This window comes from Desulfofundulus sp. JL263-se, assembly GCF_056316025.1.
The window spans coordinates 3,017,485-3,042,979 of the sequence record NZ_CM149993.1 but is presented as its reverse complement, the minus strand read 5'-3'; the positions used below and the strand labels follow the sequence as shown (position 1 = coordinate 3,042,979).

General features: G+C 47.1%; 25 protein-coding genes and 1 pseudogene. All 26 read left to right on the top strand.

The genetic code is table 11. From position 1 onward, the window contains the following. Window positions 1-41 precede the first annotated feature (41 nt). The 26 genes and pseudogenes from ACX4JR_RS15785 to folP all read left to right on the top strand — a co-directional run bounded on the left by ACX4JR_RS15785 (window position 42) and on the right by folP (window position 25,495). Window positions 42-668 (top strand): 50S ribosomal protein L25, encoded by a 627-nt coding sequence (locus ACX4JR_RS15785; protein ID WP_476058949.1) that lies wholly within the window; start codon window positions 42-44, stop codon window positions 666-668. Between the two features lie 46 nt (window positions 669-714). Next, on the top strand, window positions 715-1,044 hold the full coding sequence (locus ACX4JR_RS15780) for a hypothetical protein (protein WP_476058948.1): 330 nt from the start codon (window positions 715-717) through the stop codon (window positions 1,042-1,044). A 73-nt stretch (window positions 1,045-1,117) separates the two neighbouring features. Further along, on the top strand, window positions 1,118-1,681 hold the full coding sequence (pth, locus tag ACX4JR_RS15775; protein WP_476058947.1) for an aminoacyl-tRNA hydrolase: 564 nt from the start codon (window positions 1,118-1,120) through the stop codon (window positions 1,679-1,681). An 82-nt stretch (window positions 1,682-1,763) separates the two neighbouring features. Beyond that, window positions 1,764-2,165, top strand: coding sequence for a hypothetical protein (locus tag ACX4JR_RS15770; RefSeq protein ID WP_476058946.1), 402 nt, complete (start codon window positions 1,764-1,766; stop codon window positions 2,163-2,165). A gap of 108 nt (window positions 2,166-2,273) precedes the next feature. Next, the gene (gene mfd / locus ACX4JR_RS15765) at window positions 2,274-5,804 is read left to right on the top strand and encodes a transcription-repair coupling factor (RefSeq protein WP_476058945.1); all 3,531 of its coding nucleotides are present in this window, start codon (window positions 2,274-2,276) and stop codon (window positions 5,802-5,804) included. A gap of 73 nt (window positions 5,805-5,877) precedes the next feature. Continuing rightward, window positions 5,878-6,876, top strand: a complete 999-nt coding sequence (locus tag ACX4JR_RS15760) for a SurA N-terminal domain-containing protein (protein ID WP_476058944.1) — start codon at window positions 5,878-5,880, stop codon at window positions 6,874-6,876. 158 nt (window positions 6,877-7,034) lie between these two features. Continuing rightward, the gene (spoVT, locus tag ACX4JR_RS15755) at window positions 7,035-7,595 is read left to right on the top strand and encodes a stage V sporulation protein T (protein ID WP_476058943.1); all 561 of its coding nucleotides are present in this window, start codon (window positions 7,035-7,037) and stop codon (window positions 7,593-7,595) included. A gap of 134 nt (window positions 7,596-7,729) precedes the next feature. Further along, the gene (gene yabN, locus ACX4JR_RS15750) at window positions 7,730-9,214 is read left to right on the top strand and encodes a bifunctional methyltransferase/pyrophosphohydrolase YabN (RefSeq protein WP_476058942.1); all 1,485 of its coding nucleotides are present in this window, start codon (window positions 7,730-7,732) and stop codon (window positions 9,212-9,214) included. Then, entirely contained in the window at window positions 9,210-9,590 is a 381-nt protein-coding gene (locus ACX4JR_RS15745) for an HU family DNA-binding protein (RefSeq protein ID WP_476060590.1), read from the top strand. The genes yabN and ACX4JR_RS15745 overlap by 5 nt, the downstream gene beginning before the upstream one ends. A gap of 36 nt (window positions 9,591-9,626) precedes the next feature. Further along, window positions 9,627-9,893 (top strand): RNA-binding S4 domain-containing protein, encoded by a 267-nt coding sequence (locus ACX4JR_RS15740; protein WP_476058941.1) that lies wholly within the window; start codon window positions 9,627-9,629, stop codon window positions 9,891-9,893. A gap of 88 nt (window positions 9,894-9,981) precedes the next feature. Next, complete coding sequence (locus ACX4JR_RS15735; RefSeq protein ID WP_476058940.1) at window positions 9,982-10,920, top strand: SpoIID/LytB domain-containing protein; 939 nt, start codon at window positions 9,982-9,984, stop codon at window positions 10,918-10,920. Window positions 10,921-11,017: 97 nt separating this feature from the next. Further along, complete coding sequence (yabP, locus tag ACX4JR_RS15730) at window positions 11,018-11,302, top strand: sporulation protein YabP (RefSeq protein ID WP_476058939.1); 285 nt, start codon at window positions 11,018-11,020, stop codon at window positions 11,300-11,302. A gap of 52 nt (window positions 11,303-11,354) precedes the next feature. Further along, a pseudogene (yabQ, locus tag ACX4JR_RS15725) lies at window positions 11,355-11,615 on the top strand (spore cortex biosynthesis protein YabQ); the annotation flags it as partial. A 159-nt stretch (window positions 11,616-11,774) separates the two neighbouring features. Continuing rightward, complete coding sequence (locus ACX4JR_RS15720) at window positions 11,775-11,915, top strand: hypothetical protein (protein ID WP_476060600.1); 141 nt, start codon at window positions 11,775-11,777, stop codon at window positions 11,913-11,915. Between the two features lie 153 nt (window positions 11,916-12,068). Further along, window positions 12,069-12,299 carry a helix-turn-helix transcriptional regulator gene (locus tag ACX4JR_RS15715; protein ID WP_476058938.1) on the top strand — a complete coding sequence of 77 codons (231 nt, stop codon included), beginning with the start codon at window positions 12,069-12,071 and terminating at the stop codon, window positions 12,297-12,299. 4 nt (window positions 12,300-12,303) lie between these two features. Next, on the top strand, window positions 12,304-12,687 hold the full coding sequence (locus ACX4JR_RS15710) for an FtsB family cell division protein (protein ID WP_476058937.1): 384 nt from the start codon (window positions 12,304-12,306) through the stop codon (window positions 12,685-12,687). Window positions 12,688-12,778: 91 nt separating this feature from the next. Continuing rightward, a complete protein-coding gene (locus ACX4JR_RS15705) occupies window positions 12,779-13,669 on the top strand; it encodes a Ppx/GppA phosphatase family protein (RefSeq protein WP_476060589.1) in 891 nt (296 codons plus the stop codon). 83 nt (window positions 13,670-13,752) lie between these two features. Then, on the top strand, window positions 13,753-16,203 hold the full coding sequence (spoIIE, locus tag ACX4JR_RS15700) for a stage II sporulation protein E (protein WP_476058936.1): 2,451 nt from the start codon (window positions 13,753-13,755) through the stop codon (window positions 16,201-16,203). 109 nt (window positions 16,204-16,312) lie between these two features. Beyond that, the gene (gene tilS, locus ACX4JR_RS15695) at window positions 16,313-17,740 is read left to right on the top strand and encodes a tRNA lysidine(34) synthetase TilS (RefSeq protein WP_476058935.1); all 1,428 of its coding nucleotides are present in this window, start codon (window positions 16,313-16,315) and stop codon (window positions 17,738-17,740) included. A 139-nt stretch (window positions 17,741-17,879) separates the two neighbouring features. Further along, window positions 17,880-19,703 (top strand): ATP-dependent zinc metalloprotease FtsH, encoded by a 1,824-nt coding sequence (gene ftsH / locus ACX4JR_RS15690; protein WP_476058934.1) that lies wholly within the window; start codon window positions 17,880-17,882, stop codon window positions 19,701-19,703. A 98-nt stretch (window positions 19,704-19,801) separates the two neighbouring features. Continuing rightward, the gene (ndk, locus tag ACX4JR_RS15685) at window positions 19,802-20,251 is read left to right on the top strand and encodes a nucleoside-diphosphate kinase (RefSeq protein ID WP_476058933.1); all 450 of its coding nucleotides are present in this window, start codon (window positions 19,802-19,804) and stop codon (window positions 20,249-20,251) included. Window positions 20,252-20,555: 304 nt separating this feature from the next. Beyond that, window positions 20,556-20,957 (top strand): thioesterase family protein, encoded by a 402-nt coding sequence (locus ACX4JR_RS15680; protein WP_476058932.1) that lies wholly within the window; start codon window positions 20,556-20,558, stop codon window positions 20,955-20,957. A 114-nt stretch (window positions 20,958-21,071) separates the two neighbouring features. Next, on the top strand, window positions 21,072-22,832 hold the full coding sequence (locus ACX4JR_RS15675; protein WP_476058931.1) for a formate--tetrahydrofolate ligase: 1,761 nt from the start codon (window positions 21,072-21,074) through the stop codon (window positions 22,830-22,832). Window positions 22,833-23,020: 188 nt separating this feature from the next. Then, window positions 23,021-23,482 (top strand): DUF134 domain-containing protein, encoded by a 462-nt coding sequence (locus ACX4JR_RS15670; protein WP_476058930.1) that lies wholly within the window; start codon window positions 23,021-23,023, stop codon window positions 23,480-23,482. A gap of 72 nt (window positions 23,483-23,554) precedes the next feature. After that, the gene (locus ACX4JR_RS15665) at window positions 23,555-24,067 is read left to right on the top strand and encodes an HD domain-containing protein (RefSeq protein WP_476058929.1); all 513 of its coding nucleotides are present in this window, start codon (window positions 23,555-23,557) and stop codon (window positions 24,065-24,067) included. Window positions 24,068-24,310: 243 nt separating this feature from the next. Then, the gene (folP, locus tag ACX4JR_RS15660) at window positions 24,311-25,495 is read left to right on the top strand and encodes a dihydropteroate synthase (RefSeq protein ID WP_476058928.1); all 1,185 of its coding nucleotides are present in this window, start codon (window positions 24,311-24,313) and stop codon (window positions 25,493-25,495) included.

Sequence of the window (25,495 nt, the reverse complement as noted above, 5' to 3'; positions counted from 1 at the left end):
GGGAATAATATTAATTAGTTACCCATAAGGAGGTTCTTACCATGGCACAGTTCGATTTACAAGCTGTTGCAAGGACAAAGAAAGGAAAAAGCTACCGCAAGCAACTAATGGCCCGGGGCTGGATACCCGGAGTAGTATACGGTAAAAAAATAGAGAGTTTGCCCGTTGAATTGGAGTGGCGGGCTTTTCATGATGTTATCACCAAAGGCGGCCGTAATGCCATCATTAACATGAAAGTGGAAAATGCAGGCGATTACCAGGTAATGGTTAAAGAAATGCAGTTTGACCCCATCAAGCAAAATTTAATACACGTGGACTTCCAGCAAATTTCCATGGATGATGTCATCCAAATCTCTGTTCCTATTCATGTGACAGGTGAAGTAAAGGACGGCATTCTTCAGATGACTTTGCGGGAATTGGAAATTTCTTGCTTGCCGGGCAAAATGCCGGAAGCTATTACCGTTGATGTTTCCGGCCTTAAAGCCGGGGACAGCGTCACCGTTAATGATTTGCAGGTGCCGGAAGATGTAACTGTTTTGGATGATCCGGAGACCGTGGTTCTTAGCGTAATTTCCGAAACTGTGACAGAACCTGCTGAAACAGAAGAAGCCGGAGAAGGTACTGAAGAGGCTCCCGCTGAAGGCAGGCAAGAAGAAGCAGCAGAATAATGTTACATTTTTAACACAGATTACCTCCCTGCTGCATATTTTGTAATTGACGATAATTTTTGCGGGAGGTAATCTTATGGCCGGTGATTTTGAAAAGAAGGATTTGGATTGTGGTTTCGGTTACGGACCGGGTTATGGTCCCGGTTATGGTATGGGTTTTGCCGACAGGTTGAGAACCCTGGTGGGTGAAACCGTCACTGTATATTTCGAGGACGGCGCGCCTATTAGAGGTATGTTGCAAGCTGTAGGAAATGATTACATTGAACTGCGCAGGATGAGGGATAATGTGCCGGAGGTAGTTTTAATACCGCTTCGCGCTATAATAGCCGTTACCGGGCCCAGGAGAGAGCGCTCCGCGGAAGCTTACAGGCCGTAATTGGGGATGTTATCCGGATGTACCTGCCCTTCTTGGGCAGGTAATTTCTTGGTAATTGGGCGGTGGATAAGTTATGAAACTCCTGGTGGGCTTGGGGAATCCCGGTGCAAAGTATGCCAATACCAGGCATAATATAGGCTTTCGGGTTATTGAACGGTTGGCGGGCAAGCTTGGCGTACCGGTAAGCCGGCCGTTTTTAAGGGCTCATGTGGGACAGGCCGAAATTGCCGGTGAAGAAGTTTTGCTTGTCAAGCCCCAGACGTACATGAACGCCAGCGGGCAGTCCGTGGCTCCTCTTTTGAGGTGGTATAAGCTTTCCCCAGCCGATTTGCTGGTGGTTTATGATGATATGGACTTGCCTTGCGGGGCTATGAGAATAAGGCCCAAAGGGGGAAGCGGCGGCCACCGGGGTATGGCCTCCATTATTGAACACATCGGCTCCAATGAATTTCCCCGCTTGCGGGTGGGAATAGGCAGGCCGGAAGAAAATCAGAAAGACGCCATCCGCTGGGTATTGGGGGAATTCGGCCCTGAAGAGGGGAAAATAATTAAAGAAGTAGTGGACAGGGCGGTTGACGCATTATACGTTTTTGTGGCAGAGGGAATTAATAAGGCTATGAATAAGTATAATTGTTAAGGGAGTATACTAATTCATTTTATTGGTCCATACTATATATAGTAATAGCGGTAAAAATAATTGCGGACTGGAAGTGAAGTAATTGACGTTTGTGCTGGCAGGCCTGGTAGCGGCAGGTTTTTCCTGGCTGCTGAACGGGCTGCTGGTAAATAAGGCCGGGCGCTGGTGGGTCGTTGTTTTTGGTCCGGGATTGGAGGAATTTTTAAAAACGGGGTTGGCTTTACTGCTTGGTGCTAACATATTTGGGGCCCATGTTGTTTTTGGCATTGTGGAAGCCATTCGTGATATGACGGGCCGGCAGCCGGGAAGAGTTATAGCCGGAGTGGCAAGTTTTGCCGGTCATTGTCTCTTCGGCTACCTGGCTGCTTTTGGATACGGAAAAACGGGCTCATTTTTGCTAGCTGTAGTAATTCCCCTAACCGCTCATCTCCTTTGGAACGGGGGAGTGGTTGTATTGTGCAGCCGCTTGACGGGCATAAAGTAGGGAGATATAATTAGAGCTATAGTTTCAAATGATAAATTAAAAGGCCGAGAGCTTTAGCCTTTACCGCTAAAGCTCTTTTTGTAGTGCCCTTTTTTGGAGAGATTAGATGTGAGCGGACTATTAAAACCTTTATACAAAACCCCTGAGTTTCAAGAATTGGAAAAAAGTTTTAAAGAAAACAGAAAACGACAAATAGTATTTGGTGTTACTTCTTCTTGCAGGGATTATATCATGGCCGGCCTGGCCGAACGCGCCGGCGGGGTAACGCTTGTTATTGCACCGGGTGAAAAAGAGGCCGGTGAGATTACCGATAATTTAAAAGTTTTACTGGATATCCCTGTTTTTCACTTTCCGGTATTGGAACTTCTTCCCTTTCCTGTACTGGCTCAAGACCGTGAGGTTTTAACCCAGAGATTAAAAGTGCTTGATGCCGTATGTGATGAAAGGGAAGGGAAGAAGGTTATAGTGGCCTCAACGGAGGCGCTGATGCGCCGGCTCTGCCCCAAGGAGGTTTTTTGCGGGGCCAGGATTAAGTTGGCTGTAGGTGACAGGCAGGACCCGGGGGAACTACTGGAAAAGCTGGTGGCTTTAGGTTACGAGCGGGTGGATATGGTGGAATCGGTGGGACAGGTTAGTCTCAGGGGGGGGATTCTTGACGTTTATTCCCCTGCCTTTGAGCAACCTCTCAGGTTTGAATTTTTTGACGACGAGGTTGATTCCATACGGCCCTTCGATGTTTCCACCCAGCGTTCTACTGGTAAGTTTTTGCAGGTAACTGTCGGGCCGGCCCTGGAATTGGTGGTATCTCAAAACGGCTGGGAGCGGGCCCGGGAAACGGTATTGAACCAGTACCAAATACAGGTGCGTAAATTATCCCGCAGGGGAACGGAAGAGGCAGCCAGGCGGTTGCAGGACGGCATGCAGGATATCCTGGAATACCTTGATAATAACGTATATTTTTCCGGTATTGAGCAATTCTTACCTTACTTTTATTCCCGGCCGGCAAATCTTATAGATTATTTGCCGGAAGGTTCCCTGGTTTTAGTGGATGAGCCGAAAAGATGTAAGAGTATTTCCGAAAGCATACAAAAGGAGCGCTCGGAAACTTATTCCCAGCTGGTGATTAAAGGTAAGGCCTTGCCGGCGCAGTTTGAAGGATATCTGGATTGGAAGCACTTGGAACTTTCCTTGAATAAATACAGGGCGATATATTTTTCCTTCCTGCCCCGGCAGCCACAATTTATACGGCCTCAGGGGGTAGTAAATTTTACGGCCAAGGCAATGCACAGCTTTATGGGCAAGACAGATATGCTGGCGGAAGAAATTTCTCACTGGCGGCGGGCAGGATATGCCGTTGTGTTGATGGTTTCCAATGAAGAGCAGGGCAGGGTTCTGTTAAATGAAATGAGGGACCGTAAACTGAATGCTTTTTATGCAGAGTCCCTGGACCAGGAAGTGAAACCGGGTAACATTATAATTACCCGTGGAACCCTTTCCGGGGGATTTGACCTGATTAGCGCCAGGTTGGCAGTTATATCAGAAAAAGATATTTACGGCCAGCGAATTAAGTCCCGCAGAAGGAGCCGGGTTCGGGTAAAACAGGAAGCGGCCCGGCGAATGGAGCCTTTTGTTGACCTCAAGGTTGGGGATTACGTGGTACATGTAAACCATGGTATCGGAAAGTATATGGGTGTAGTCCCCCTGGATATCGGTGGCATTCGCAAGGAATACTTGCTAATTAAATATTCAGGCGAGGACAAACTTTATGTTCCCAGCGACCAGGTGGGACTTTTGCAAAAGTACCTTGGTGCCGAAGCCGGTGTTCCCAAGTTGTCCCGCCTGGGCGGCTCTGAATGGGCCAAAGCTAAGGGCCGGGTTAAACAAGCCGTCAGGGAAATAGCCGACGACCTTTTAAAACTTTATGCTGCCAGGGAAACGGCCAGGGGACATGCGTTCAGCCCCGATACCCCGTGGCAGAAGGACTTTGAGGCCGCTTTCCCCTATGAGGAGACTCCGGATCAGCTAAAGGCTATAGAGGATGTAAAAAGAGACATGGAGCGCCCCCGGCCCATGGACCGCCTGCTTTGTGGCGATGTAGGGTACGGAAAAACCGAAGTGGCCCTCCGGGCGGCCTTTAAGGCCGTTATGGACGGCAAGCAGGTGGCTGTGCTGGTGCCCACCACCATTCTGGCCCAACAGCATTATAACACCTTCAGGGAGAGGTTTTCCCGTTATCCTGTCAGGGTGGAGATGTTAAGCCGCTTCAGGTCTGCAAAAGAACAAAGGCGGATAATAGAAGATCTTGCCAAAGGAAAAGTGGATATAGTCATAGGTACCCACCGCCTTGTTCAGAATGATGTTAAATTTCATGACCTGGGACTTTTGGTTGTGGATGAGGAACAGCGATTTGGCGTGGTGCATAAAGAGAAGTTGAAGCAGATGCGCACCAATGTTGACGTTTTAACTCTGACCGCCACTCCCATTCCCCGTACGTTACACATGTCCCTTATAGGAGTAAGGGATACAAGTATCCTGGAAACACCTCCGGAAAATCGTTTTCCCGTGCAGACTTATGTGCTGGAAGAGGACCCGGTAATGATAAGGGAGGCAATACGGCGGGAAATTGGCCGGGGAGGCCAGGTATATTTTGTACATAACCGGATTGTAGATCTGGATGCCGTGGCCTCCTGGCTGCACGAGCTGGTGCCCGAGGCGCGCCTGGCAGTGGCCCACGGCCAGATGAAAGAGGATGAGCTGGAACAGATAATGCTTGAATTTATGGAAGGTAATTACGACGTACTGGTATGCACCACTATCATTGAAAACGGCCTGGATATACCTAATGCAAATACTTTGATAGTAAAAGAGGCCGATAATTTCGGACTGGCACAACTTTACCAGCTCAGGGGAAGGGTGGGGCGGTCCACGCGGATAGCTTATGCCTATTTTACCTTTCGCAAGGATAAGGTTCTAAATGAAGTGGCTGAAAAAAGGCTGGCGGCTATCAGGGAATTTACAGAATTCGGTTCCGGATATAAGATTGCCATGCGGGACCTGGAAATCCGCGGGGCAGGAAATTTGCTTGGCGCGGAACAGCACGGTCATATAGCTGCCGTGGGCTTTGATATGTATTGCAGGTTCCTGGAGGAAGCCATTCAGGAAGCGAGGGGTGAGACAGTAGACCGCCCGGTGGATACCGTGGTGGAATTGCCCGTGGAAGCATATATCCCGGATCACTATATACCGGATACCGATCAAAAGGTGGAACTGTACCGCCGCATAGCAAAAATTATTGACGAAGAACAACTTATGGAAATTGAGGAAGAGCTGGTTGACCGGTTTGGAGATTTGCCGGAACCAGTGAGGAATCTGGTGGAAGTGGCCCGTCTCAAAAATATTGCCGGAAGGCTTAAAGTTAAGACTATTAGCAAGCAGCAAGGGTTTTATAAGTTTCAGTTTTCTTCTGAACATTCTCTCAGCGGCGAGAAATTAGTAAGAATTGGAGAAGAATATCCCAATAGAATTAAATTTAACAATTCGGAAGAAGGTTTTGAGATACGTCTAAAGCTGCGGGATGCCGGAATGCCCCCTCTGGATCTTTTAAAAAAGTTACAAGAGTTTTTGAAAAAGCTGGCTTAAAATTAATTTATTGAAGCCTGTTGTTTCTCTGCTATATAATGAGGGTAGTTTTTTAGGGGAGAGGAGAATTTACATGCGCAAGAGCTTATTTTTTTTAATGGTTGTTTTATTTGCCGCGCTGTTATTACTTGCGGGATGCGGCAGTAAAGTAGTGGCTACCGTCAACGGTGAAGATATCACTCGACAGGAACTGGATAAGCAAGTGGAAATGTACAAGACGGGCCTGGAAAACCAGGGCGCTGATTTTTCCGGCAAGGAAGGCCGGGATGTCCTGGAGCGCCTGCGTCAAGATATTCTAAAACAATTGATAGATGAAAGGCTGTTATTGCAGGAAGTAAAAAAGAAAGGCCTTGAGCCTTCTTCCGGGGAAGTTCAACAAGAGATTAAAAAGATTAAGGAAAGTTTTGAATCCGAAGGGCAATTTAAAAAGTTTTTGGCAGCCAACGGTATTAATGAGCCGCAATTGGAAGATTATATAAAAAAACAGCTGGCCATAAAAAATTTGATAGATGAAGTAACTGCCGGTGTGACGGTCTCTGCTGATGAGGTAAAGCAATATTACCGGGATAATGAAGACAAATTTACTGAGCCGGAAAAACGTAAAGCCCGGCACATATTGGTAGGAGTTGAAAGTAATAAAACAGAGGATGAGCGCGCCTGGCTGGACGCTAAGATAAAGGCCATGCGGCTTTTAGAGGAGGTCAAGCAGGGAGCGGATTTTGCCCAACTGGCAAAGGAAAAATCAGAAGACCGGGACACCAAGGACAGTCTTTTAACGGTTACCCGTGGCGGTGGATTTGTGAAAGAGTTTGAAGATGCGGTTTTTGCCTTGAAAGAAGGAGAAGTTACGCAAAGCCCTGTCAAAACCCGGTTCGGGTATCACATAATCAAGCTGGAAGAGATAATTCCTTCCCGGGTACAACTCTTTGAGGAAGTAAAAGACCAGATAAAAGCTGAACTGGAAGATATGCGCCGTGCCGAAAAGTTTGCTGACTATATGGAAAATTTGAGAAAGGATGCAAAAATTGAAAACAAACTCTCGAATAACCATAACAGCTTTACGAAAAAATAGAGGAAACAGTGAACGGTGAAATAAATTTACTATGGATTGGTAAAAAATGAATAATTCCCTTTTTCCCGTTATATACTATCATTAAAAAGCAAAAAGCAATTCTATTATTAAAAAGTAATTCGCGAGGGAATTATTCAACCAAAGGAGGGAAGGGTGCCATGAAGGCCACGGGAATAGTACGCCGCATTGATGATCTTGGAAGAGTCGTAATACCCAAGGAAATAAGAAGAACGCTAAGAATTCGTGAAGGTGACCCCCTTGAAATTTTTGTTGATAGAGATGGTGAAGTTATATTAAAAAAATATTCTCCCATTGGAGAATTGGGGGATTTTGCCAAGGAATATGCCGAATCGCTGCATGAAGCATTGGGACACATAGCCTGCATTGCGGACCGGGATACCATTATAGCTGTTTCCGGAGCTCCCAAAAAAGAATTTTTGAATAAACCAATAGGGTCTGTAGTGGAAAAGGTTATGGAAGAGCGTAAGGCTGTAATTATCAATAATCCGGGGGAAGATCCTCATTGTAAGGAATGTTCCATTGTTGAGGAGGGTGAGTGTAAGTTTTCTTCGGAAGTAATTGCCCCTATTATTGCTGAGGGGGATCCCATAGGAGCGGTAATTTTAGCTTCAAAGGGACCTGATGTTAAGATGGGCGAAATGGAATTGAAGTTGGCTGAAACAGCTGCGGGTTTTTTAGCCAAGCAAATGGAGCAGTAAAGGGTGACCCGGAAACGGGTTACCTTTTTTATTGGGGTATTTATTCGGATGGCGGGTTTCGGTTTTGAGTGTAGTGGTGTATATTATAAGGCGGGGGTTTTGTCCAATTTGGGAATGTATTGGAGGTTTTGTTGTTGAAGGAAGGTATAGTAGTAGTCGGTTTGGGCCCGGGCAGTCCTGAGCATCTTTCCCTGGGAGCATGGGAAGTTATAAAAAAGGCAGAGAAGCTGCTTTTGCGCACTGTCCGGCACCCCGTGGTGGAGTGGCTTGACAGCAAGGGTATAAGTTATAAAAGTTATGATGAATGTTATGAAAAAGGTTCCTCCTTTGAAGAGGTATACGATTTAATTGCCGAGTCGGTAATCAAGGAATCTTTAAGCGGCCCGGTGGTATATGCCGTGCCCGGTCATCCCTTCATGGGAGAAAAAACGGTGGAAAAAATTTTATCAAAGGCACAGGAAAGGGGTATTTTGTATAAAATAGTTCCAAGTATGGGTTTTGTTGATATTATTTATGCCCGCATCGGTCCGGAGTTAGGAGAAAGAAATGAACTGGTTGACGGGCTGCAAATGGATGAGTGGCAGCCACAGCCCGGAGTGGGATACATAATTTACCAGGTTTTTGACCGTTTTATAGCCTCAGATGTTAAATTGCAATTGTTAGAGCATTATCCTCCCGAATACCCGGTAAAAGTTATCAGGGCAGCAGGTGTTCCCCAGCTGGAAAAGATTGAAAAGATTCCATTATATCAGTTAGATAGACTGCACTGGATCGACCATTTAACCAGTGTATATATCCCTCCCCTGGGTGAAGATAATATATCTTCTAGCATTAAGGCCAGGTTTCCCCTGGACCCCATAGTGGATATTATGGCCAGGCTGCGGGGGGAAAATGGTTGTCCGTGGGATAGGGAGCAAGATCACCATAGCCTTACCCCTTATTTACTGGAAGAAGCTTATGAGGTGCTGGATGCCTTGGAACAGGAAGATATGCATAAATTTTGTGAAGAATTGGGAGACTTATTATTACAAATAGTTTTTCATGCTCAAATTGCCAGAGAAAATGGGTACTTTACCATAAACGACGTGGTGAAGTCCATTACCGAAAAAATGGTCCGCAGGCATCCTCATGTATTTGGGGATGTATCAGTGGAGAACAGTTCCCAGGTTCTTGAGAATTGGGAAAAAATAAAGCAGGGGGAAAAGGACGGTGATTACCGGGCAAGATCCATTTTAGATGACATTCCCCGGGGGCTGCCGGCTCTTTTAAGGGCTTCAAAGGTACAGAAAAAAGTAGCCCGGGTGGGCTTTGACTGGCCTGATTACCAGGGTCCCCTGGAAAAGATAAAAGAAGAACAGGAAGAGTTGCTCAGGGCCTATCGGGCCAAGGATAGGCGTTTGATTCAACAGGAAGTGGGTGATTTACTTTTTGCAGTAGTTAACCTTTCCCGCTTTTTCGGTGTGGAGGCTGAAGTGGCCTTAAACGGTACGGTGGAAAAGTTTATCCGCAGGTTTAAATTTGTTGAAGAAAATGTCAAGAAACAGGGGAAAAAATTGGATTGCTGCAGCCTGGAAGAGCTGGATGCCCTTTGGGAAAGGGCAAAAAAGATAGAAAATTAGGGGGAATTTTCGAGGAAATATTTTCATAAAAGAAGGAACTAACGCCTGTTTAGCGAATAGTACGCATGTAGTATACGCCAAATCATTGAGGGGGGTATTTATGAATAAAGCAGAGTTAATTGCCAGTGTAGCGGAAAAGGCAGAACTTACCAAAAAAGATGCAGAAAAGGCAGTAGCTGCTGTTTTGGCGAGCATTCAGGAAGCCTTGGCTAATGGTGACAAGGTGCAATTGGTTGGATTTGGTACTTTTGAAATCCGGGAAAGGGCAGCACGTAAGGGCCGTAATCCCCAAACCGGGGAAGAAATTGATATTGCGGCCGCCAGGGTGCCGGTATTTAAGGCCGGAAAAGCATTGCGTGAAAGTGTAGCCAAATAAGTTCCAATTTGTTACTTGGAAAAAGGAGCCGGCCCGGTGCGTCTGGATAAGTTTTTAAAAGTATCCAGGATAATAAAACGTAGAACTTTGGCAAAAGAAGCTTGTGATAATAAACAGGTTTTTATTAACGACAGGCCTGCTAAAGCGGGAACTGATGTAAAGCCCGGGGATATCTTAAAATTACATTTGGGGCAGCGGAGACTGACAATAAAAGTGTTAGCCGTTAAAGATACAGTTTCGGTAAAAGAAGCGGCAAGTCTTTATGAACTGATAGAAGATTATAAAGTGAAAGATGAAATTTAAAAATAACCGGTCTTCTTTTTTTTCAGCGGCATATTTAATTGCCCTCCCACAAAAAATAAAAGGTAAAAAAATAACGGGAGGGTATTTCATGAAAAGAAGACCTTTGATAATGGTATCCATTGGCCTGCTGGTCACTTGCCTTTTGATAGCAAGCTGTGCGGGCCAGCCACAGAAAAAACCGGAGGGGGCTCCCACGAAAGAGCCTACAATTAGCTTATATGTGGCCGATGAAGGTAAAATAAAAAACATAAAAATGGAAGAGTATATTGCCGGAGTTGTAGCGGGGGAAATGGAACCCACGTGGCCTGTTAATGCCCTGGCAGCCCAGGCTATCCTGACCCGGACTTTTACCATGGAAAATATTAACGCCGGGAGAAAGTTCCATGGCGCAGATGCCAGTACCAATCACGAAGAGTTCCAGGCTTACGCCCCCTCCAGAATTAATGAGAGGGTAATAAAGGCCGTGGAGAAAACCCGTGGCAAGGTTATAACTTACAACGGTAAATATATCCGGGGATGGTTTTCTGCCTGTGACGGCGGTATTAGTGCTGCACCCAGTGAAGGACTTATAGAGCAAAAGGGGCCCGTAGGGTATATTAAGGCAAATGTAAAGGACGGGTGCCTGGCTATAACTACTGCTGAGAACAAGCACTGGGTGGCTGAATTTCCCCTTTCGGAAGTTCGAAGGGCAATTAAAGAAAAAACGGGCCGGGACCCGGGTAACATAACTTCTGCCCGAATAGTCAGGAAAGGGCCGTCCGGGCGGGCCATGGAACTAAGGCTGGGCAGTGCCACCATAAAGGCTATGGACCTCCGTCTGGCGCTGGGTTCCGAAAAAATGCGCTCTACCCTTCTTTCCGACTTTTTTATTAACGAAGACCGGTTGGTTATAGCAGGCAGAGGATTCGGACACGGCGTAGGGATGTGCCAGTGGGGCGCTAAAAAGATGGCCCAGCAAGGTAAATCTCCGGAAGATATTATTAAGTTTTATTACCAAAATATAGCCATACAAAAATTATGGGATTAAAGGTGGCTTAACAGGCCACCTTTTTTGCATATTGGAAAGGAACCAGCATAGATATAGATTAATACCAGTGCCGGATTTCGGTCAGAGGTGATGGGGCATGGAAGATAGATTTCAAAACCGGTTGGAGCTGACCGACCGCAGGCGATTAGTTCTGGACGGAGTAGAGCATGTGGGTACCTTTGATGAAACTGAAATTTCCCTGGATACCAATATGGGTTTCCTCCTTCTTAAGGGGAAAGGTATGCATATTACAGAACTTAATCTGGAAAAAGGAAAGTTAACGGTGGAAGGTTTCATTTCTTTGATTCAATTTATCGAAGGCAAATCGGCAAAGGGAGTAAAGGATAAGGGTAAAACTTTTTTAAAACGTATTCTTAAATAACCAGTTGAAAAAGCGCGTAAGGCGCTTTTTAATTTATATCCGCGGAAGGGGAGTGGGCGCGGTGCCTTTGGAACAACAGGTATGCACTTTTTTAATAACCGTTGGTGCCGGTTGCCTGGCCGGATTTTTCTTTGATATATATAGAACGCTTGTCCGTTTTTTTCGGTTCAGGAAATTGGCTTTGGGAATCGGGGACATTATATTTTGGATTTTATTAACAGGAATTGTATTTATATTATTGCTCTTAGGTAATAACGGGGAAGTGAGGGGGTTTATGCTTTTGGGGTTGGCCCTGGGCGCAGGTATATATATAAAGGTTTTTGGTGAACACTCCCCCCGGGTGATTATGCGCGGTTTAGTATTAATACAAAAAACTTTTTCTTTTTCAGTCTTGCTTATGGGCCGGATTTGGATTTTAGTAACGGCCCCTTTCAAGTTTATTTATTTTCTGCTTACGTGGCCCTTTAAAACAATGGCTAAAATATTAGCAAAATTTCTAGACGTTTTTACCGGCCTGTTAACCCGGGCAATTCCGGTACCCGTGAAAAATAACTACAAAAGGGTTCTTTCCCTTTTGGTAATGATTAAAAGCAGGATATGGAAAAAGAAATAACAGCAAATTTGTGACTTTGGTCCCGGTATAATTAGTATTTCGGCACTATCCAATTTTTTCATGCTTAAGAAGGATTTACTCATGCTTTGTAGAAAAAGTGTAATCAACTTGTACTCGTTTTGTAATCAGGCATAAGGGCCAGGGGTGGCTGTATTGAAGATTGAGATACGAGGGGCGGAAAAACTTAGTTTTAGGGAGCGCCAAGTAGTTACTTTAAAAGAGATGGGTTATTCCTCTGAAAGCATAGCAAAACGGTTGAACCTTAGCCCCAGCACCGTGGCAACCCTTTACAACAGGGCGCGGGGAAAGGGATATGAAGTAGTGATAGTTATTCCAGGGCATAGTCTCGGGCTGTTTGGGCCTGAAGAACAGGAGGAGGGTTAAATTTATGAACGTTCCTCCACAGAAAAAGATGCTCATGTATCCTTCCGGAAAAAGCTCTTTACGGAGAAGAAAAAGGTTTAACTTGGCTAAGAGCAAGTTGCCTGTTGTATTTTTAATTTTCCTATTGGTTTATGCCATATTTTCTGTAGGCGTTCGCTTTAATAACCTTTATACCATGCAGCAGGACTTGCGGAAAATCCAGGAACAGGTTAACAAACTGGAAAGGAAAAATGCCGAGCTTCGCAAACAATTGGAAATGGTGATGAGCGATGCTTATGTGGAAGAAGTGGCCAGGGAAAAGTTGGGCCTTGTAAAGGAAGGAGAAACCCGGATTGTGCTTGTGGAAAAACCTCCTAAAAAAGAAGTGGATTCCAGCATCCGTGATTAAGGGTAGACCTCATACCGCCCCTTGGAGGCACGTTTAAAGCATTCCCCGGCAGGGAATGCTCATTTTTAATTTAAAAGGCAGGGGGATTTTGATGAGGGTCGCCGTCATTGATGTGGGTACCAATTCGGTAAGGCTTTTGGTAGCTGATGTAAAAGAAGGTAAAGTGGTTCCTCTCCATACAAATCTTATAACTACCCGGCTGGGCCAGGGAATTGAGAATAAATATCTTTTACCCGGTGCTATGGAAAGGACGTTGAGGGCAATGGAGCAATTTATGCTGCAGGCCCGGGAATTAAAACCTCTTGGCGTATTGGCAGCTGCTACCAGCGCGGTGCGGGACGCTGAAAACAGAAATGAATTTGTGGACCTGGTAAAAGATAATTTAGGGCTGGATGTAAGGATCCTGTCGGGCAAGGAAGAGGCTTATTTCACTTACAAGGGGGTGCTGACCGGATTAAACAGGAAGCCTGACAAAATGGCGTTAATTGATTTGGGTGGCGGCAGTACGGAATTTATATGGCAGGCGGAAAGGGAAATGCATTGGGAAAGCGTTAATGTGGGAGCGGTACGGGCCACCGAGGGGAATTACAGTGACGGTACAATAACAGGACTTCTCAAGCCCGTAATGGATGAAATTCGCAAGGCTAAAATAACCGGATTGGTGGGGGTTGGCGGTACAGCAACCAATCTTGCCGCTGTATCCTTGGGCTTAAAGGTTTACGATCCTTCCCGGGTTCATGGCTACCTGCTTACCCTGCAAAAGGTGGAGGAATTGTTGGACATTTTTAAAGGTATGACTGTAGAAGAGCGAAAAAAAATTCCCGGCCTGCAGCCTGAGCGGGCGGATATTATCGAGGCGGGTACAAGGATTGTCAGCCTGATAATGCGATACCTGGAAGTTTCGTCCATGATAGTCAGTGAAGCTGACATTTTATATGGCCTGGCCTTAAAGGCGGAAAAAATGTCGAGAGAAAAAATGTAAGCAATTACCAAAAATGACAAAAATTTTTTTACCCTTATACTATAATAACCTTGCGGAGGAAGGTAGTATAAGGGGTGTAATGCGTGTTTGGAAGAATCGAATCCATTTATCCATACCGGAGAGAACAAAAACATAAACTAACGGAAAAGACAAGGGGGCGCGGGCGGAAGAATGGTTTTCTAAAAAGCCTTCTTAACCGTTTTTTTTTATATCTGATTAATAACGTTAACCTTGAAAGCCTGTTGGTGGTCATTGCCGGGTTCTTTCTCGGCCGGGCTGTGTTGCTGGGAGAACTTTATCCCTTTGGAGTGGCTTTTGTGGCTGGGGTTTTCTGGAGCCTTCCTTTGAAAGGTATTTTTGCCATTGCAGGGGTTGCAGGAGGCCTCAGCAGTGTAATCCATGGGAATTTTTTGCTGGCGGAAATTATTTGTATCCTCATTGTCGGGTTAGGTATATATTTTATCCCGGTGAAAACAAAGCGCCCGTGGCTGGTTGTACCTGCTGTTGTTCTGGTTACGGTAACGGTGGTGCGGAGCAGTTTTCTTGCCTTTACCAGTGCAATTCCTTATAATTACATAAGTGTTTCCTTTGAGGCGGTATTTGCCGCCTTGTTTACCCTTTTTATAATGAATGCCATCCCTGCCCTGTCCATGTTGCACTCACCGGGGGCACTTAAAGGGGAAGAGCTTTTTTGTATTATGGCCCTGGCAGGAGGTGTAGTGGCCGGGACAGAGGGAATATCCTGGGGCTTGTTTTCCTTAAAAAGTATCTTAAGTTATTTTTTAATTTTATTAGCTGCCTTGACAGGGGGTGCTGGATTGGGTGCTGCCGCCGGTGCGGTGGTGGGGGTTATCCCCGGACTTGCTTATACCTCTTTTCCAGCTGTGGCAGGCGCTTATTCCTTTAGCGGGCTGCTGGCGGGGCTGTTTCGGTTTTTTGACAAGCCCGGAGTAGTGGTGGGCTTTCTGCTGGGCAACATTATTCTTTCCATGTACATGTCCAGCTACAGGGAGTTAACCGCCGCTGTGGCCCAAACAGTTCTTGTTTCCCTTATCTTTTTTTGCATTCCTGGGAAGTGGATCAATGAATTGAAAAACTCCCTGGTTCCGGTGGTGGGCGGCAGCAACGAACAGAGCGGCATTGATGAAAGTATAAAGGAATTGGTAGCGGAAAGAATGGGCCGGTGGTCGGGAGTATTTAAAGAAATAGCCCGTAATTTTGAGCAAGCGGCTGCTGCCGGGAATTCCGCTACGGATGAGCAAGATTTGCAGGCTCTTTTCGGGGAAGTGGGGAATAAGGTATGTAAAGGGTGCTCACATTATTCTGCCTGCTGGGAGAGAGAGTTTTATAAAACTTATCAAAACTTGTTGGCTCTTTTTACCGTTGCCGATACCTATGGACGGGTAACCGTGGATGATTTGGATGAAGAGACAAGGGTAAGATGTAACAGGACCAGGGAATTGGTTATAACCGTAACCTACCTTTACGAGATGTTTAAGTTAAACCGTTTTTGGTCCAGGCGGCTAATTGAAAGTAAGGAGTTGGTTTCCGAACAACTTAAGGGGATCAGTGAGATCATTGAAAATCTTTCCACTCAATTGGAAGCAGGGGGCGAGTTATATAAAAAAAAGGCCCTGGACATAAAACAGAAACTGAAAAGGATGGGTATAAGAATTTCTTCCCTGGAGGTGTATGTTGCCGGCGGCGATTATCCGGAGGTGTATATCACCATGCCTTCCTGTGGGGGGCACATGATATGCCGCTATGAAGTGGGCCCCTTTTTATCCAGGGAACTGGGATGTTCCATGTCGGTAGCCACAACGTGTTGCTGCCAGGAGGACGGAAAAGAGTTTTGCAGTTTCCGGGTATATCCTAATCCCCGGTACCAGTTTTCCCTGGGTGTGGCCGCTGCCGGAAAGAACGATAACATCATTTCCGGGGATAGTTATTTATTTCTGCCCCTTGCCGGGGGCAAATTTGCCCTGCTTTTAAGCGACGGGATGGGGTCCGGCCACCGGGCGGCGGTGGAAAGCAGTACTACCCTGGGACTTACGGCCAAGCTCCTGGATTCCGGGTTCGGCAGGGATTTGACCATTAAAACTGTTAATTCTATTCTTTTGTTGCGCTCGCCGGAGGAAAGTTTTGCTACTGTGGATATGACTATTTTGGATATATACAGCGCAGAGGCTGAATTTGTAAAAATAGGGGCTCCCCCGGCGTTTGTGGTAAGGGGGCGGCAGGTGGGAACGGTGCGGGCAAATTCCCTCCCCGTGGGTATTGTGAACGAGGTGGAAGTTTTTGCGGTTTCAAAACAGCTGAGCCAGGGCAATATGGTTATTATGGTTACCGATGGGGTGCTGGATGCCTATGACGGTCCTGGCGACAAAGAGGACTGGCTGGCCGAGGTTTTACAGGAAATCTCGGAGTTAAAGCCCCAAGAAGTGGCGGAGCTGATAATAAACCTGGCTCAAGCCGGCTCCCGCCGTGACGATATGACGGTAATAGTGGCCAAGGTTGAAAAAGTAAAAAATTAATTCGCGGTGGCTTTTTAAGCCACCTTTCTTATGCAAATATTACTTTCCGGCAGGAAAATGCCCCTTTTTGTTGAAAAATTATTCTGGTAAGGATTAAACCGGTGATAACATGTCTGTTGCCCAACAGGTGCTGGCAACCATAAAAAAATATAAAATGGTTAGTTCCGGGCAAAAAGTGTTGGTGGCTGTTTCAGGGGGGCCTGATTCCATGGCCCTGTTACATATTCTTTTTCGTTTAAAGGAAGAATTGGGGATTCAGCTGCATGTTTTTCATTTAAACCACCGCTTTCGGGGAGACGAAAGTGCAGAAGACGCCCGCCTGGTTCGAGATACCGCACGGTTTTTAGGCATTCCCAGTACTATAGAAGAATATGATGTGCCAGAGTATTGTGCCAAATATAATAAGTCCAAGCAAGAAGGGGCCAGGGAGGTAAGGTATCGTTTAATTTCCCAGGTTTCCTCGAGGGTGGGGGCTGCCCGCGTGGCCCTCGGACATCATGCCGATGATCTGGCTGAAACCATTGTTTTGAATTTTTTAAGGGGTTCCGGCTTAACCGGCTTGAAGGGGTTTTTGCCGGTAAGGGATAATTTTTACATTAGACCGCTTTTCAGGTTGCGCCGGGAAGATATAGAGGATTATTGCAAAAGACATAATATTTTTTTTCGGGTGGATTCTTCCAATAAAAAAACAATTTATAAAAGGAATCGCATACGCTTGGAGCTAATTCCGGCATTGGAGAAATATAACCCGGCTTTAGCAGCTACCCTTTTGAGGACCAGTGATATATTGCGGGCAGATGATGAATTTTTGGAAGGTGAGGCCGAAAAGGTTTATTCCAGAGCTGTAACTTCCGGCAGGGATGGTTGTTTTATCTTGGACGTGGATGTTTTATTAAGCCAACCGGCTGCATTGCAGCGCCGGGTACTACGCAAACTATGGAATACATTGACCGGGGGACCGGCAGGATTGGGGTTTGAACATCTGGAAAATATTTTAAATTTGTTAAAGGAAGGTAAAGGAAGTTGGGTCAGTTACCTGCCGAAGGGTATACGGGTAGCCAGAAGTTATCAATATTTGCAATTTAAAAAGGAAGACGGCCGTATAAGGGAAATTCCCCCTTATTGTTATCACCTTAACGTACCCGGGGAGGTTTTTATTCCCGAAACAGGGGTTATTATCCGGGCACGCCTTATTTCCAGGGCACAGGCGGATGATCCCGAAAATTTGCCCCCGGGAGAGGTTCTGCTTGACTTTAAGAAATTGCACGGTGAGCTTTATGTTCGCAGGCGTCTGCCGGGTGATCGTTTTGCCCCCCTGGGAATGGGGGGAGCTAAAATTAAACTTAAGAAGTTTTTCATTGATAAAAAAATTCCCCGAGAGGAGAGGGATAATATTCCCCTGGTGGTTTGCAACGGTGAAATTGTTTGGGTTGCCGGAATAAGGCCGGGGGAAAAATATAAGGTGAGCGAAGATTCGGAAAAACTTTTGCATCTTTCCGTCATTTCCGGTGACACTGAAATGCGTGCGGACTGGTAAGGCCTTAAATTAGGGGAAATATTTTTATGGAATGATATTTCCAGCTCTAAAGAGATATAAAATAATAATTGATGCGGCGAAATTATTATAGTAAACTGTTGCCTATGGGGCTTTTTAAGCGTGGAGAGGAGTGGCTTTGTTGAACAAGGTCATAAAAAATCTAAGTATTTATTTGTTAATAGTACTAGTGATAGTTGCCCTTGTCCGCCTTGCTTCGCCCCAGGATGCCATGGTTGATGAATGGACGTACAATCAATTTATTGCCATGGTGGAAAAGGGCCAGGTACGTGAAGTTACCTTGCAGCCGGAAAATAACACCCTGTTAATTGCCGGAGTTAAAGTGGATAATACTGAATTTAAAAGCAGGTCTACCTACCCCAATCCCCAATTGGAGGTTTTGCTGAGGGAACAGGGAGTTGAGGTCAAAGTTACCGAACCCCCTGAGCCGGGCTGGTGGACGGGGCTCCTGACCACCCTGTTGCCGGTGTTGGTATTCGTATTGCTGTTTTTCTTCCTGATGCAGCAAACCCAGGGCGGCGGTAACCGGGTGATGTCCTTTGGTAAAAGCAGGGCCAGGCTGCACACAGATGATAAGAAAAAAGTTCGTTTTTCCGATGTAGCGGGTGCGGATGAGGTTAAGGAAGAACTGGAAGAAATAGTGGAGTTTTTAAAAAATCCCAAAAAATTTAACGAACTGGGGGCCCGAATACCCAAGGGGGTTTTGCTATACGGCCCGCCGGGGACCGGTAAGACGCTGCTGGCAAGGGCTGTGGCCGGTGAGGCCGGGGTTCCCTTTTTTAGCATTAGCGGCTCTGACTTTGTGGAAATGTTTGTTGGTGTCGGTGCCTCCCGGGTGCGTGATTTGTTTGAGCAGGCTAAAAAAAATGCCCCCTGCATTGTATTTATAGACGAGATAGATGCCGTAGGGCGCCAGCGCGGGGCCGGCCTTGGCGGAGGACACGACGAGCGGGAGCAGACATTGAACCAGCTGCTGGTGGAGATGGATGGCTTTGCCCCCAATGAGGGTATTATAATTATTGCCGCCACCAACCGGCCGGACATTTTGGACCCGGCACTTTTGCGCCCCGGAAGGTTTGACCGGGAGATCACCGTGGATATTCCCGACATCAACGGGCGGAAGGAAATTTTGAAGGTTCATATGAGGGGTAAGCCGCTGGATGACGACGTGGATGTAGACGTTCTGGCCCGAAGAACGCCGGGCTTTACCGGGGCAGATCTTGAAAATCTTGTAAATGAAGCGGCTCTTTTGGCGGCAAGACATAATAAAAAGAAGATCGGGATGGCCGAGCTGGAAAGTTCCATTGAACGGGTGGTTGCCGGGCCAGAAAAGAAATCCAGGGTTATCAGTGATTTTGAAAAGCGCCTGGTGTCTTATCACGAGGCAGGTCATGCTGTTTTGGGTTATTTGCTTCCCCATACCGATCCGGTTCACAAGGTTTCCATTATCCCGCGGGGACGAGCCGGCGGCTATACTCTCTTGCTACCTGAAGAAGATCGTTTTTACATGACCAAGTCGCAGCTGCTGGACCAGGTTGTTATGCTTTTAGGGGGAAGAGTCGCTGAAAGCCTGGTGCTCAAAGAAATAAGTACCGGGGCCCAAAATGACCTGGAGCGGTCGACGGAGCTGGTCCGTAAAATGATCATGGAATACGGTATGAGTGAGGAATTGGGACCCATGACCCTGGGCAGGAAACATGAGCAGGTTTTCCTGGGCAGGGATATTGCCAGGGACCGGGATTACGGTGAGGAAGTAGCTGCGGCAATTGACAAGGAGGCCCGCAAGATAATAGAGCAATGTTATAACCGGGCCAAGGAAATATTGGAGAGGCACATGGATACCCTCCATCTGGTGGCCCAGACGTTGATGGAAAAGGAGACCATAGAGGCCGGAGAATTTGAAGAATTGATGAAACAGGCAGGGGAAGAGGCCCATAAGGCATAGTTTTGAAAGGCCGCAGTTACGACTGCAGCCTTGGGGTTGAGGTTGATTAATCTAAAAGTTTTGATATAAAAATATGTGTTAAAAAAGGAGGATTCGATTTGGAACGCACATATGTAATGGTCAAGCCCGACGGAGTACAAAGGGGTTTGATAGCGGAGGTGATTTCCCGTTTTGAGCGCCGGGGATTAAAAATTGTGGGGATGAAGATGCTGCAAATACCCCGAAAACTGGCTGAAGAACATTACGGTGAGCATAAGGGTAAGCCTTTTTTTGATGCCCTTGTGGAATATATTACATCCGGCCCGGTAGTGGCAATGGTTCTGGAGGGTAAGAATGCCATCGCTGCCGTCCGGGAGATGATGGGTGCCACAGACCCGCAAAAAGCATCCCCGGGAACCATCCGCGGGGATTTCGGCCTGGATATAGGGCGTAACATCGTGCACGGCTCCGATTCTCCGGCCAGTGCTGAAAGAGAAATAAACCTCTTTTTTAGACCGGAAGAGTTAGTGGACTATAAACTGGCCGCAGAAATCTGGATTTATGAATAATTCTCCTGGTATCTTATGCCAACGGCTAACCACCAACCATTAACCGCTTAAGAGGTGGTATCAGCCGTTTTTTGTATTAATTGAGCTGGTACAAGATAAACTAATTTCCAGGCACATTTTATTTTATCTAATAATGTTTTAAAGCCGCCATTCATGTCCCGGTTAAAATGGGGGGCATTCTGGCGGAGTTTTAGTAAATCTTAAAATAAATATAATTAAAAAAATTTTATCACTAGCAGGAATTCTCTGAGAATGTAACGAATGTCTATAAAACAAAACTATGGTACCAAAGGAGTTTAGTTATATGGGCAGCAGTAAGCTTGCAGTAGGACTGAAGGGTGAAGCCCGAGCCGCTGTAACTGATGAAAACACGGCAATTGCTTACGGCAGTGGGAGTGTAAGTGTTTTTGCTACTCCAGCCATGATAGGTCTGATGGAAAAAGCCGCCCTCTCTTCAGTGGATCCATTGCTGGACGATGGTTATTCCACTGTAGGAACCAAATTGGAGGTGGAGCACCTGGCGGCAACACCAAAGGGAATGAATGTGGTGGCTACTTCTGAATTGATCGAAATTGACGGCCGCCGCCTTGTATTTAAAGTAGAGGCCCGTGACGATAAAGAGCTAATTGGGAAGGGAAGGCACGAAAGGTTTATAGTCCCTTTGCAAAAATTCATTTCGAAGGCCGAAGCAAAGGGTAAGGGGTAGGATATTTAATTAGCATTAAAAGGGGTGAGAGGTAGAATTTGGGAATCGAGGCCGTGTAGTGCTTTTTGCTAGTAGCACCTAAATTATTTTTTAAGAAAGGAGAGAGGAAAGATAATGCCTTACGATCCAACTAAAATGAAAGATTACGAAATAGCCGAGGCCGCGGAAAAAAATATGCCCACTCCTGATGAGTGGCGGGAAAGACTGGGACTTGAAAAGGATGAAATCATTCCTTACGGCAGAATTTGCAAGCTTGATTTCATGAAAATAATGGAGCGCTTGAAAGACAGACCCGATGGCAAATTCATAGAGGTCACCGCCATCACCCCCACTCCGCTGGGCGAGGGGAAAACCACCACTACTATGGGCCTGGTGGAAGGCCTGGGTAAGAGGGGAATGAATGTAGGCGCTGCCATTCGCCAGCCTTCAGGCGGTCCCACCATGAACATCAAGGGTACGGCTGCAGGAGGCGGAAACGCCCTGGCCATCCCCATGACTGAATTTTCCCTGGGGCTTACCGGTGACCTGAACGATATCATGAATGCCCACAACCTGGCTATGGTGGCCCTTACAGCCAGGATGCAGCATGAAAGAAACTACGATGATGCCGAGCTGGCCAAGCGCAACTTGAAGCGCTTGGATATTGACCCCACCAATGTGGAATTTGGCTGGGTTATCGATTTCTGTGCCCAGGCCCTGCGCAACATCATAATTGGCATCGGCGGCAGAATGGACGGCTACATGATGAAGTCCAAGTTCGGCATTGCCGTTAGCTCCGAGCTTATGGCCATTCTTGCCGTTGCCACCGATTTGAAGGACCTGCGGAAGAGACTGGGTGAGATTACCCTGGCCTATGACAAGAAGGGTAATCCTGTAACCACTGCCGACCTGGAAGTTGACGGCGCCATGTGTGCCTGGATGAGGAATACCATTAACCCGACGTTGATGAGCACCGTTGAATACCAGCCTGTTCTGGTGCATGCCGGTCCCTTTGCCAACATCGCCATAGGCCAGTCCTCCATTATTGCCGACCGCATCGGCCTGAAGATGTTCGACTACCATGTAACTGAAAGCGGATTCGGCGCCGATATCGGCTTTGAAAAGTTCTGGAACGTGAAGTGCCGCTTGAGCGGGCATGTTCCCAACGTATCGGTACTGACGGCCACCATCAGGGCCCTTAAGATGCACGGTGGCGGTCCCAAGGTGGTACCAGGCCGTCCCCTGCCTGATGAGTATACCAGGGAAAATGTGGAACTGGTGGAAAAGGGATGCGAGAACCTCATCCATCATATCAATATCGTCAAGAAAGCCGGTATCAATCCTGTGGTCTGCATTAACGCTTTCTATACCGATACCAAGGATGAAATTGCGGCTGTCCGCAGGGCTGCAGAAGCGGCGGGTGCCCGCTGCGCTGTTTCCGAGCACTGGCTCAAGGGCGGGGAAGGTGCGCTGGAGCTGGCCGATGCTGTTATCGATGCCTGCAATGACAAGGTAGACTTCAAGTTCCTCTATCCTCTTGAGATGCCGCTGCGGCAAAGGGTAGAAGTAATTGCCAAAGAAGTCTACGGTGCCGACGGCGTTTCCTGGACCCCGGAAGCCGAAGCCAAGGCCAAGAAGTTTGAAGAAGATCCCAAGTTTAGGGACTACGCTACCATGATGGTTAAGACTCACCTGAGCTTGAGCCATGACCCGAACCTTAAAGGAGTACCCAAGGGCTGGATTCTTCCGATTCGTGACGTTCTGGTTTACTCCGGAGCCAAGTTCCTCTGCCCGATGACCGGTACCATCAGCTTGATGCCGGGCACCAGCTCTGATCCGGCTTTCCGGAGAATCGATGTAGATACCGAAACCGGAAAGGTAATAGGCTTGTTCTAAAAAAGCGCTTGCCGATGTTAAATAACTCCGGGCTCAGGCCCGGAGTTATTTATTTTTTTTAGAATTAAACAATTTTTAAAACTATCCCGCAGGAGAAAAATTGTTTAAAATAGAACCATATAAAATTAATTAAAACTGTAGACGGTGAAAAATGTTTAACCTAATTAAACGGAATGGAGTGCATAATCATGTCCAGACCACCTAAGTGTCGGCGTGTTGAGTTCATGCCTGAATTAACCTTTTTTAAGCCCGCCGGGGTTCCCCTGCGGGATCTGGAAGAGATTTCAGTAACCGTGGAGGAATTGGAAGCTATCAGGCTAAAGGACGTGGAAGGCCTCGAACAGGAGGCGTGCGCGGAAAGGATGGGAATTTCCCGCCCTACTTATCACAGGATCCTTTCTTCCGCCCGGGCAAAGGTTGCCCGGGCCCTGGTGGAAGGTAAGGCCATAAGGGTGGAGGGTGGCCACTTTAAAATTATTATGAAGCGCTTCAGGTGTGAGCAGTGTGGCCATGAGTGGGAAACCACCTGCGGTAAGGAGCGGGGCGGCTGCCCCAAATGTTCGCATCCCGGGGTATACCGGGTGGACGACAAGGGCAAGCCCTTCGGCCGTCAGTGGCGCTGCCGAAGGGGCCCGGCAAAGCAGCAATAATTATTTTTTAATTACCCCGGCTTGTTAACCGGGGTTATTTGGTTGCGGAAGGTCACGGGGTGGGGGAGTTTTATGCACAGGATTTACAAAATATTAAAAAATGCTTTTTTCCAGAAGTGTTTGGCCCTCAATTGCTCCCGGGAAGAAAACAGGCGCTTTTGTCGCCATGATTGGCAGCACTTAATTGATGTGGCCCGCATATGTTATATTCTGGTGCTGGAAGAACAAGCAGCAGGTGAAATTATTCCCGGCGCCGGCAAAGAGCAAGTTAAAGAAGTGGTATATGCTGCCGGGTTGCTTCATGATATTGGGCGGTGGCAGCAATATGATACCGGTGAAGACCATGCCCGGCTAGGGGCCCAACTGGCCGAAGGAGTCCTTAAAGATGCCGGGTTTGACGGGGAGGAAATAGCCCTGATAGTCCGGGCCATATCCCAGCACCGAACTGGTGCCGCCGGCGGCGGGCCACTGGGAGGATACTTGCGGAGGGCTGATGACTTGGCTCGCCCTTGCTGGAATTGTAAGGTGCGGGACGAGTGTAAGAAATTGGCGCGGATGGAAACAGCCGGGGGGGTGCTTTATTAAGATAAAGGATTAATTTTTAATTTTTTGACAGGATTACAGGATTAACCGGATTAACTGGATATAAATTATGAATTTAATTGATAATTTTTAATACCTAATTAAACTTTTTTATTCAAAAAACATCTATTTTTAAAAAATTATGAGGCTAATTAGGATATTATTGATTTTATTCTGTTCTATCCTGTTAATCCTCTCTAATTTCATTTTTTATGAATAATTACTCTTCGTATGGAGGGATAGGGTTTGTCTTTTTCGGTACGCAATGTTGTGTTATCCAATCAGGAAGAGGCACGGGAGGAAATATCCCGGGTGGGCAGCGACTCCGTGGGGTGCCGCTTGATGGCCCCCAAAGCCGTTCACCGGGTGCTGAAAGTTCCCGGCCTTGAGCCCAAGCAGGCCAACATAATAAAGCAAGAAATGCTCAGCCGGGGAGGAGAAGCAGCAGTTGCCCGCGGGACCGTGGACGGGTCGGTTGAAAAGACGGACCTTTTGCTCATGGGTACCTTGAAACAGTTTGACGGGCTTGTAGCCAAATTGAAGATGCAGCCCTTCGGCCTGGCCCGGCTGGCCGGGGAAATAAAAGCCGCGCTGGAAAATCTGGAGGGGCGCCGCCCGTATACCCTGGACTGCCGGGGAAAGACGTTAATCATTGGTAAACGAACCCTGGTAATGGGTGTACTGAACGTTACGCCGGATTCTTTTTCGGACGGCGGAAGGTATGTCAATGTTGAGGATGCGCTTAAAAGGGCCAGACAAATGGTGGATGAAGGGGCAGATATAATTGATATCGGCGGCGAGTCCACCAGGCCCGGGCATACTCCCGTCGGGCTGGATGAGGAGTTGCGGCGCGTAATGCCGGTGCTGGAACGGCTGGTCAAGGAAATAGAGGTCCCCATTTCGGTGGATACTTTCAAAGCAGAAGTGGCCCGGCGGGCGCTGGAGATTGGCGCAAATATAATAAACGATCAGTGGGCGCTGCGGGCGGACAAGGATATGGCCGGCGTGGTGGCGCAGTACGGGGCACCTGTGGTGATTATGCATAACCAACAAGGTACCGAATACCGGGACCTGATGGGTGATATTATTGCCTATTTCCGGGAAAGCATTGCCATGGCGGAGGAGGCCGGTATACCCAGGGAAAAAATCATTATCGACCCGGGTATCGGCTTTGGCAAAACCCTGGAGCAAAATTTGGAAGTAATGCGCAGGCTTAAAGAATTGGATTGCCTGGGACAGCCTGTACTCCTGGGTACTTCCCGCAAATCCATGATTGGAAAGACCCTGGATCTGCCCGTGGACCAGAGGGTTGAAGGCACCGCCGCCACAGTGGCGGTGGGCATTACCTTTGGTGTCGATATAGTTCGGGTGCACGACGTGAAGGAAATGGTCAGGGTGGCCAGGATGACCGATGCCATGGTGAGGAAATAA

Bases quoted from the DNA above. Each gene is read 5' to 3' on its own strand.
- ACX4JR_RS15785 (WP_476058949.1), top strand. From the start codon at position 42: ATGGCACAGTTCGATTTACAAGCTGTTGCAAGGACAAAGAAAGGAAAA.
- pth (WP_476058947.1), top strand. From the start codon at position 1,118: ATGAAACTCCTGGTGGGCTTGGGGAATCCCGGTGCAAAGTATGCCAAT.
- ACX4JR_RS15760 (WP_476058944.1), top strand. From the start codon at position 5,878: ATGCGCAAGAGCTTATTTTTTTTAATGGTTGTTTTATTTGCCGCGCTG.
- spoVT (WP_476058943.1), top strand. From the start codon at position 7,035: ATGAAGGCCACGGGAATAGTACGCCGCATTGATGATCTTGGAAGAGTC.
- ACX4JR_RS15735 (WP_476058940.1), top strand. From the start codon at position 9,982: ATGAAAAGAAGACCTTTGATAATGGTATCCATTGGCCTGCTGGTCACT.
- yabP (WP_476058939.1), top strand. From the start codon at position 11,018: ATGGAAGATAGATTTCAAAACCGGTTGGAGCTGACCGACCGCAGGCGA.
- ACX4JR_RS15720 (WP_476060600.1), top strand. From the start codon at position 11,775: ATGGCTAAAATATTAGCAAAATTTCTAGACGTTTTTACCGGCCTGTTA.
- ACX4JR_RS15710 (WP_476058937.1), top strand. From the start codon at position 12,304: ATGAACGTTCCTCCACAGAAAAAGATGCTCATGTATCCTTCCGGAAAA.
- ACX4JR_RS15705 (WP_476060589.1), top strand. From the start codon at position 12,779: ATGAGGGTCGCCGTCATTGATGTGGGTACCAATTCGGTAAGGCTTTTG.
- tilS (WP_476058935.1), top strand. From the start codon at position 16,313: ATGTCTGTTGCCCAACAGGTGCTGGCAACCATAAAAAAATATAAAATG.
- ACX4JR_RS15680 (WP_476058932.1), top strand. From the start codon at position 20,556: ATGGGCAGCAGTAAGCTTGCAGTAGGACTGAAGGGTGAAGCCCGAGCC.
- ACX4JR_RS15675 (WP_476058931.1), top strand. From the start codon at position 21,072: ATGCCTTACGATCCAACTAAAATGAAAGATTACGAAATAGCCGAGGCC.
- ACX4JR_RS15670 (WP_476058930.1), top strand. From the start codon at position 23,021: ATGTCCAGACCACCTAAGTGTCGGCGTGTTGAGTTCATGCCTGAATTA.
- ACX4JR_RS15665 (WP_476058929.1), top strand. From the start codon at position 23,555: ATGCACAGGATTTACAAAATATTAAAAAATGCTTTTTTCCAGAAGTGT.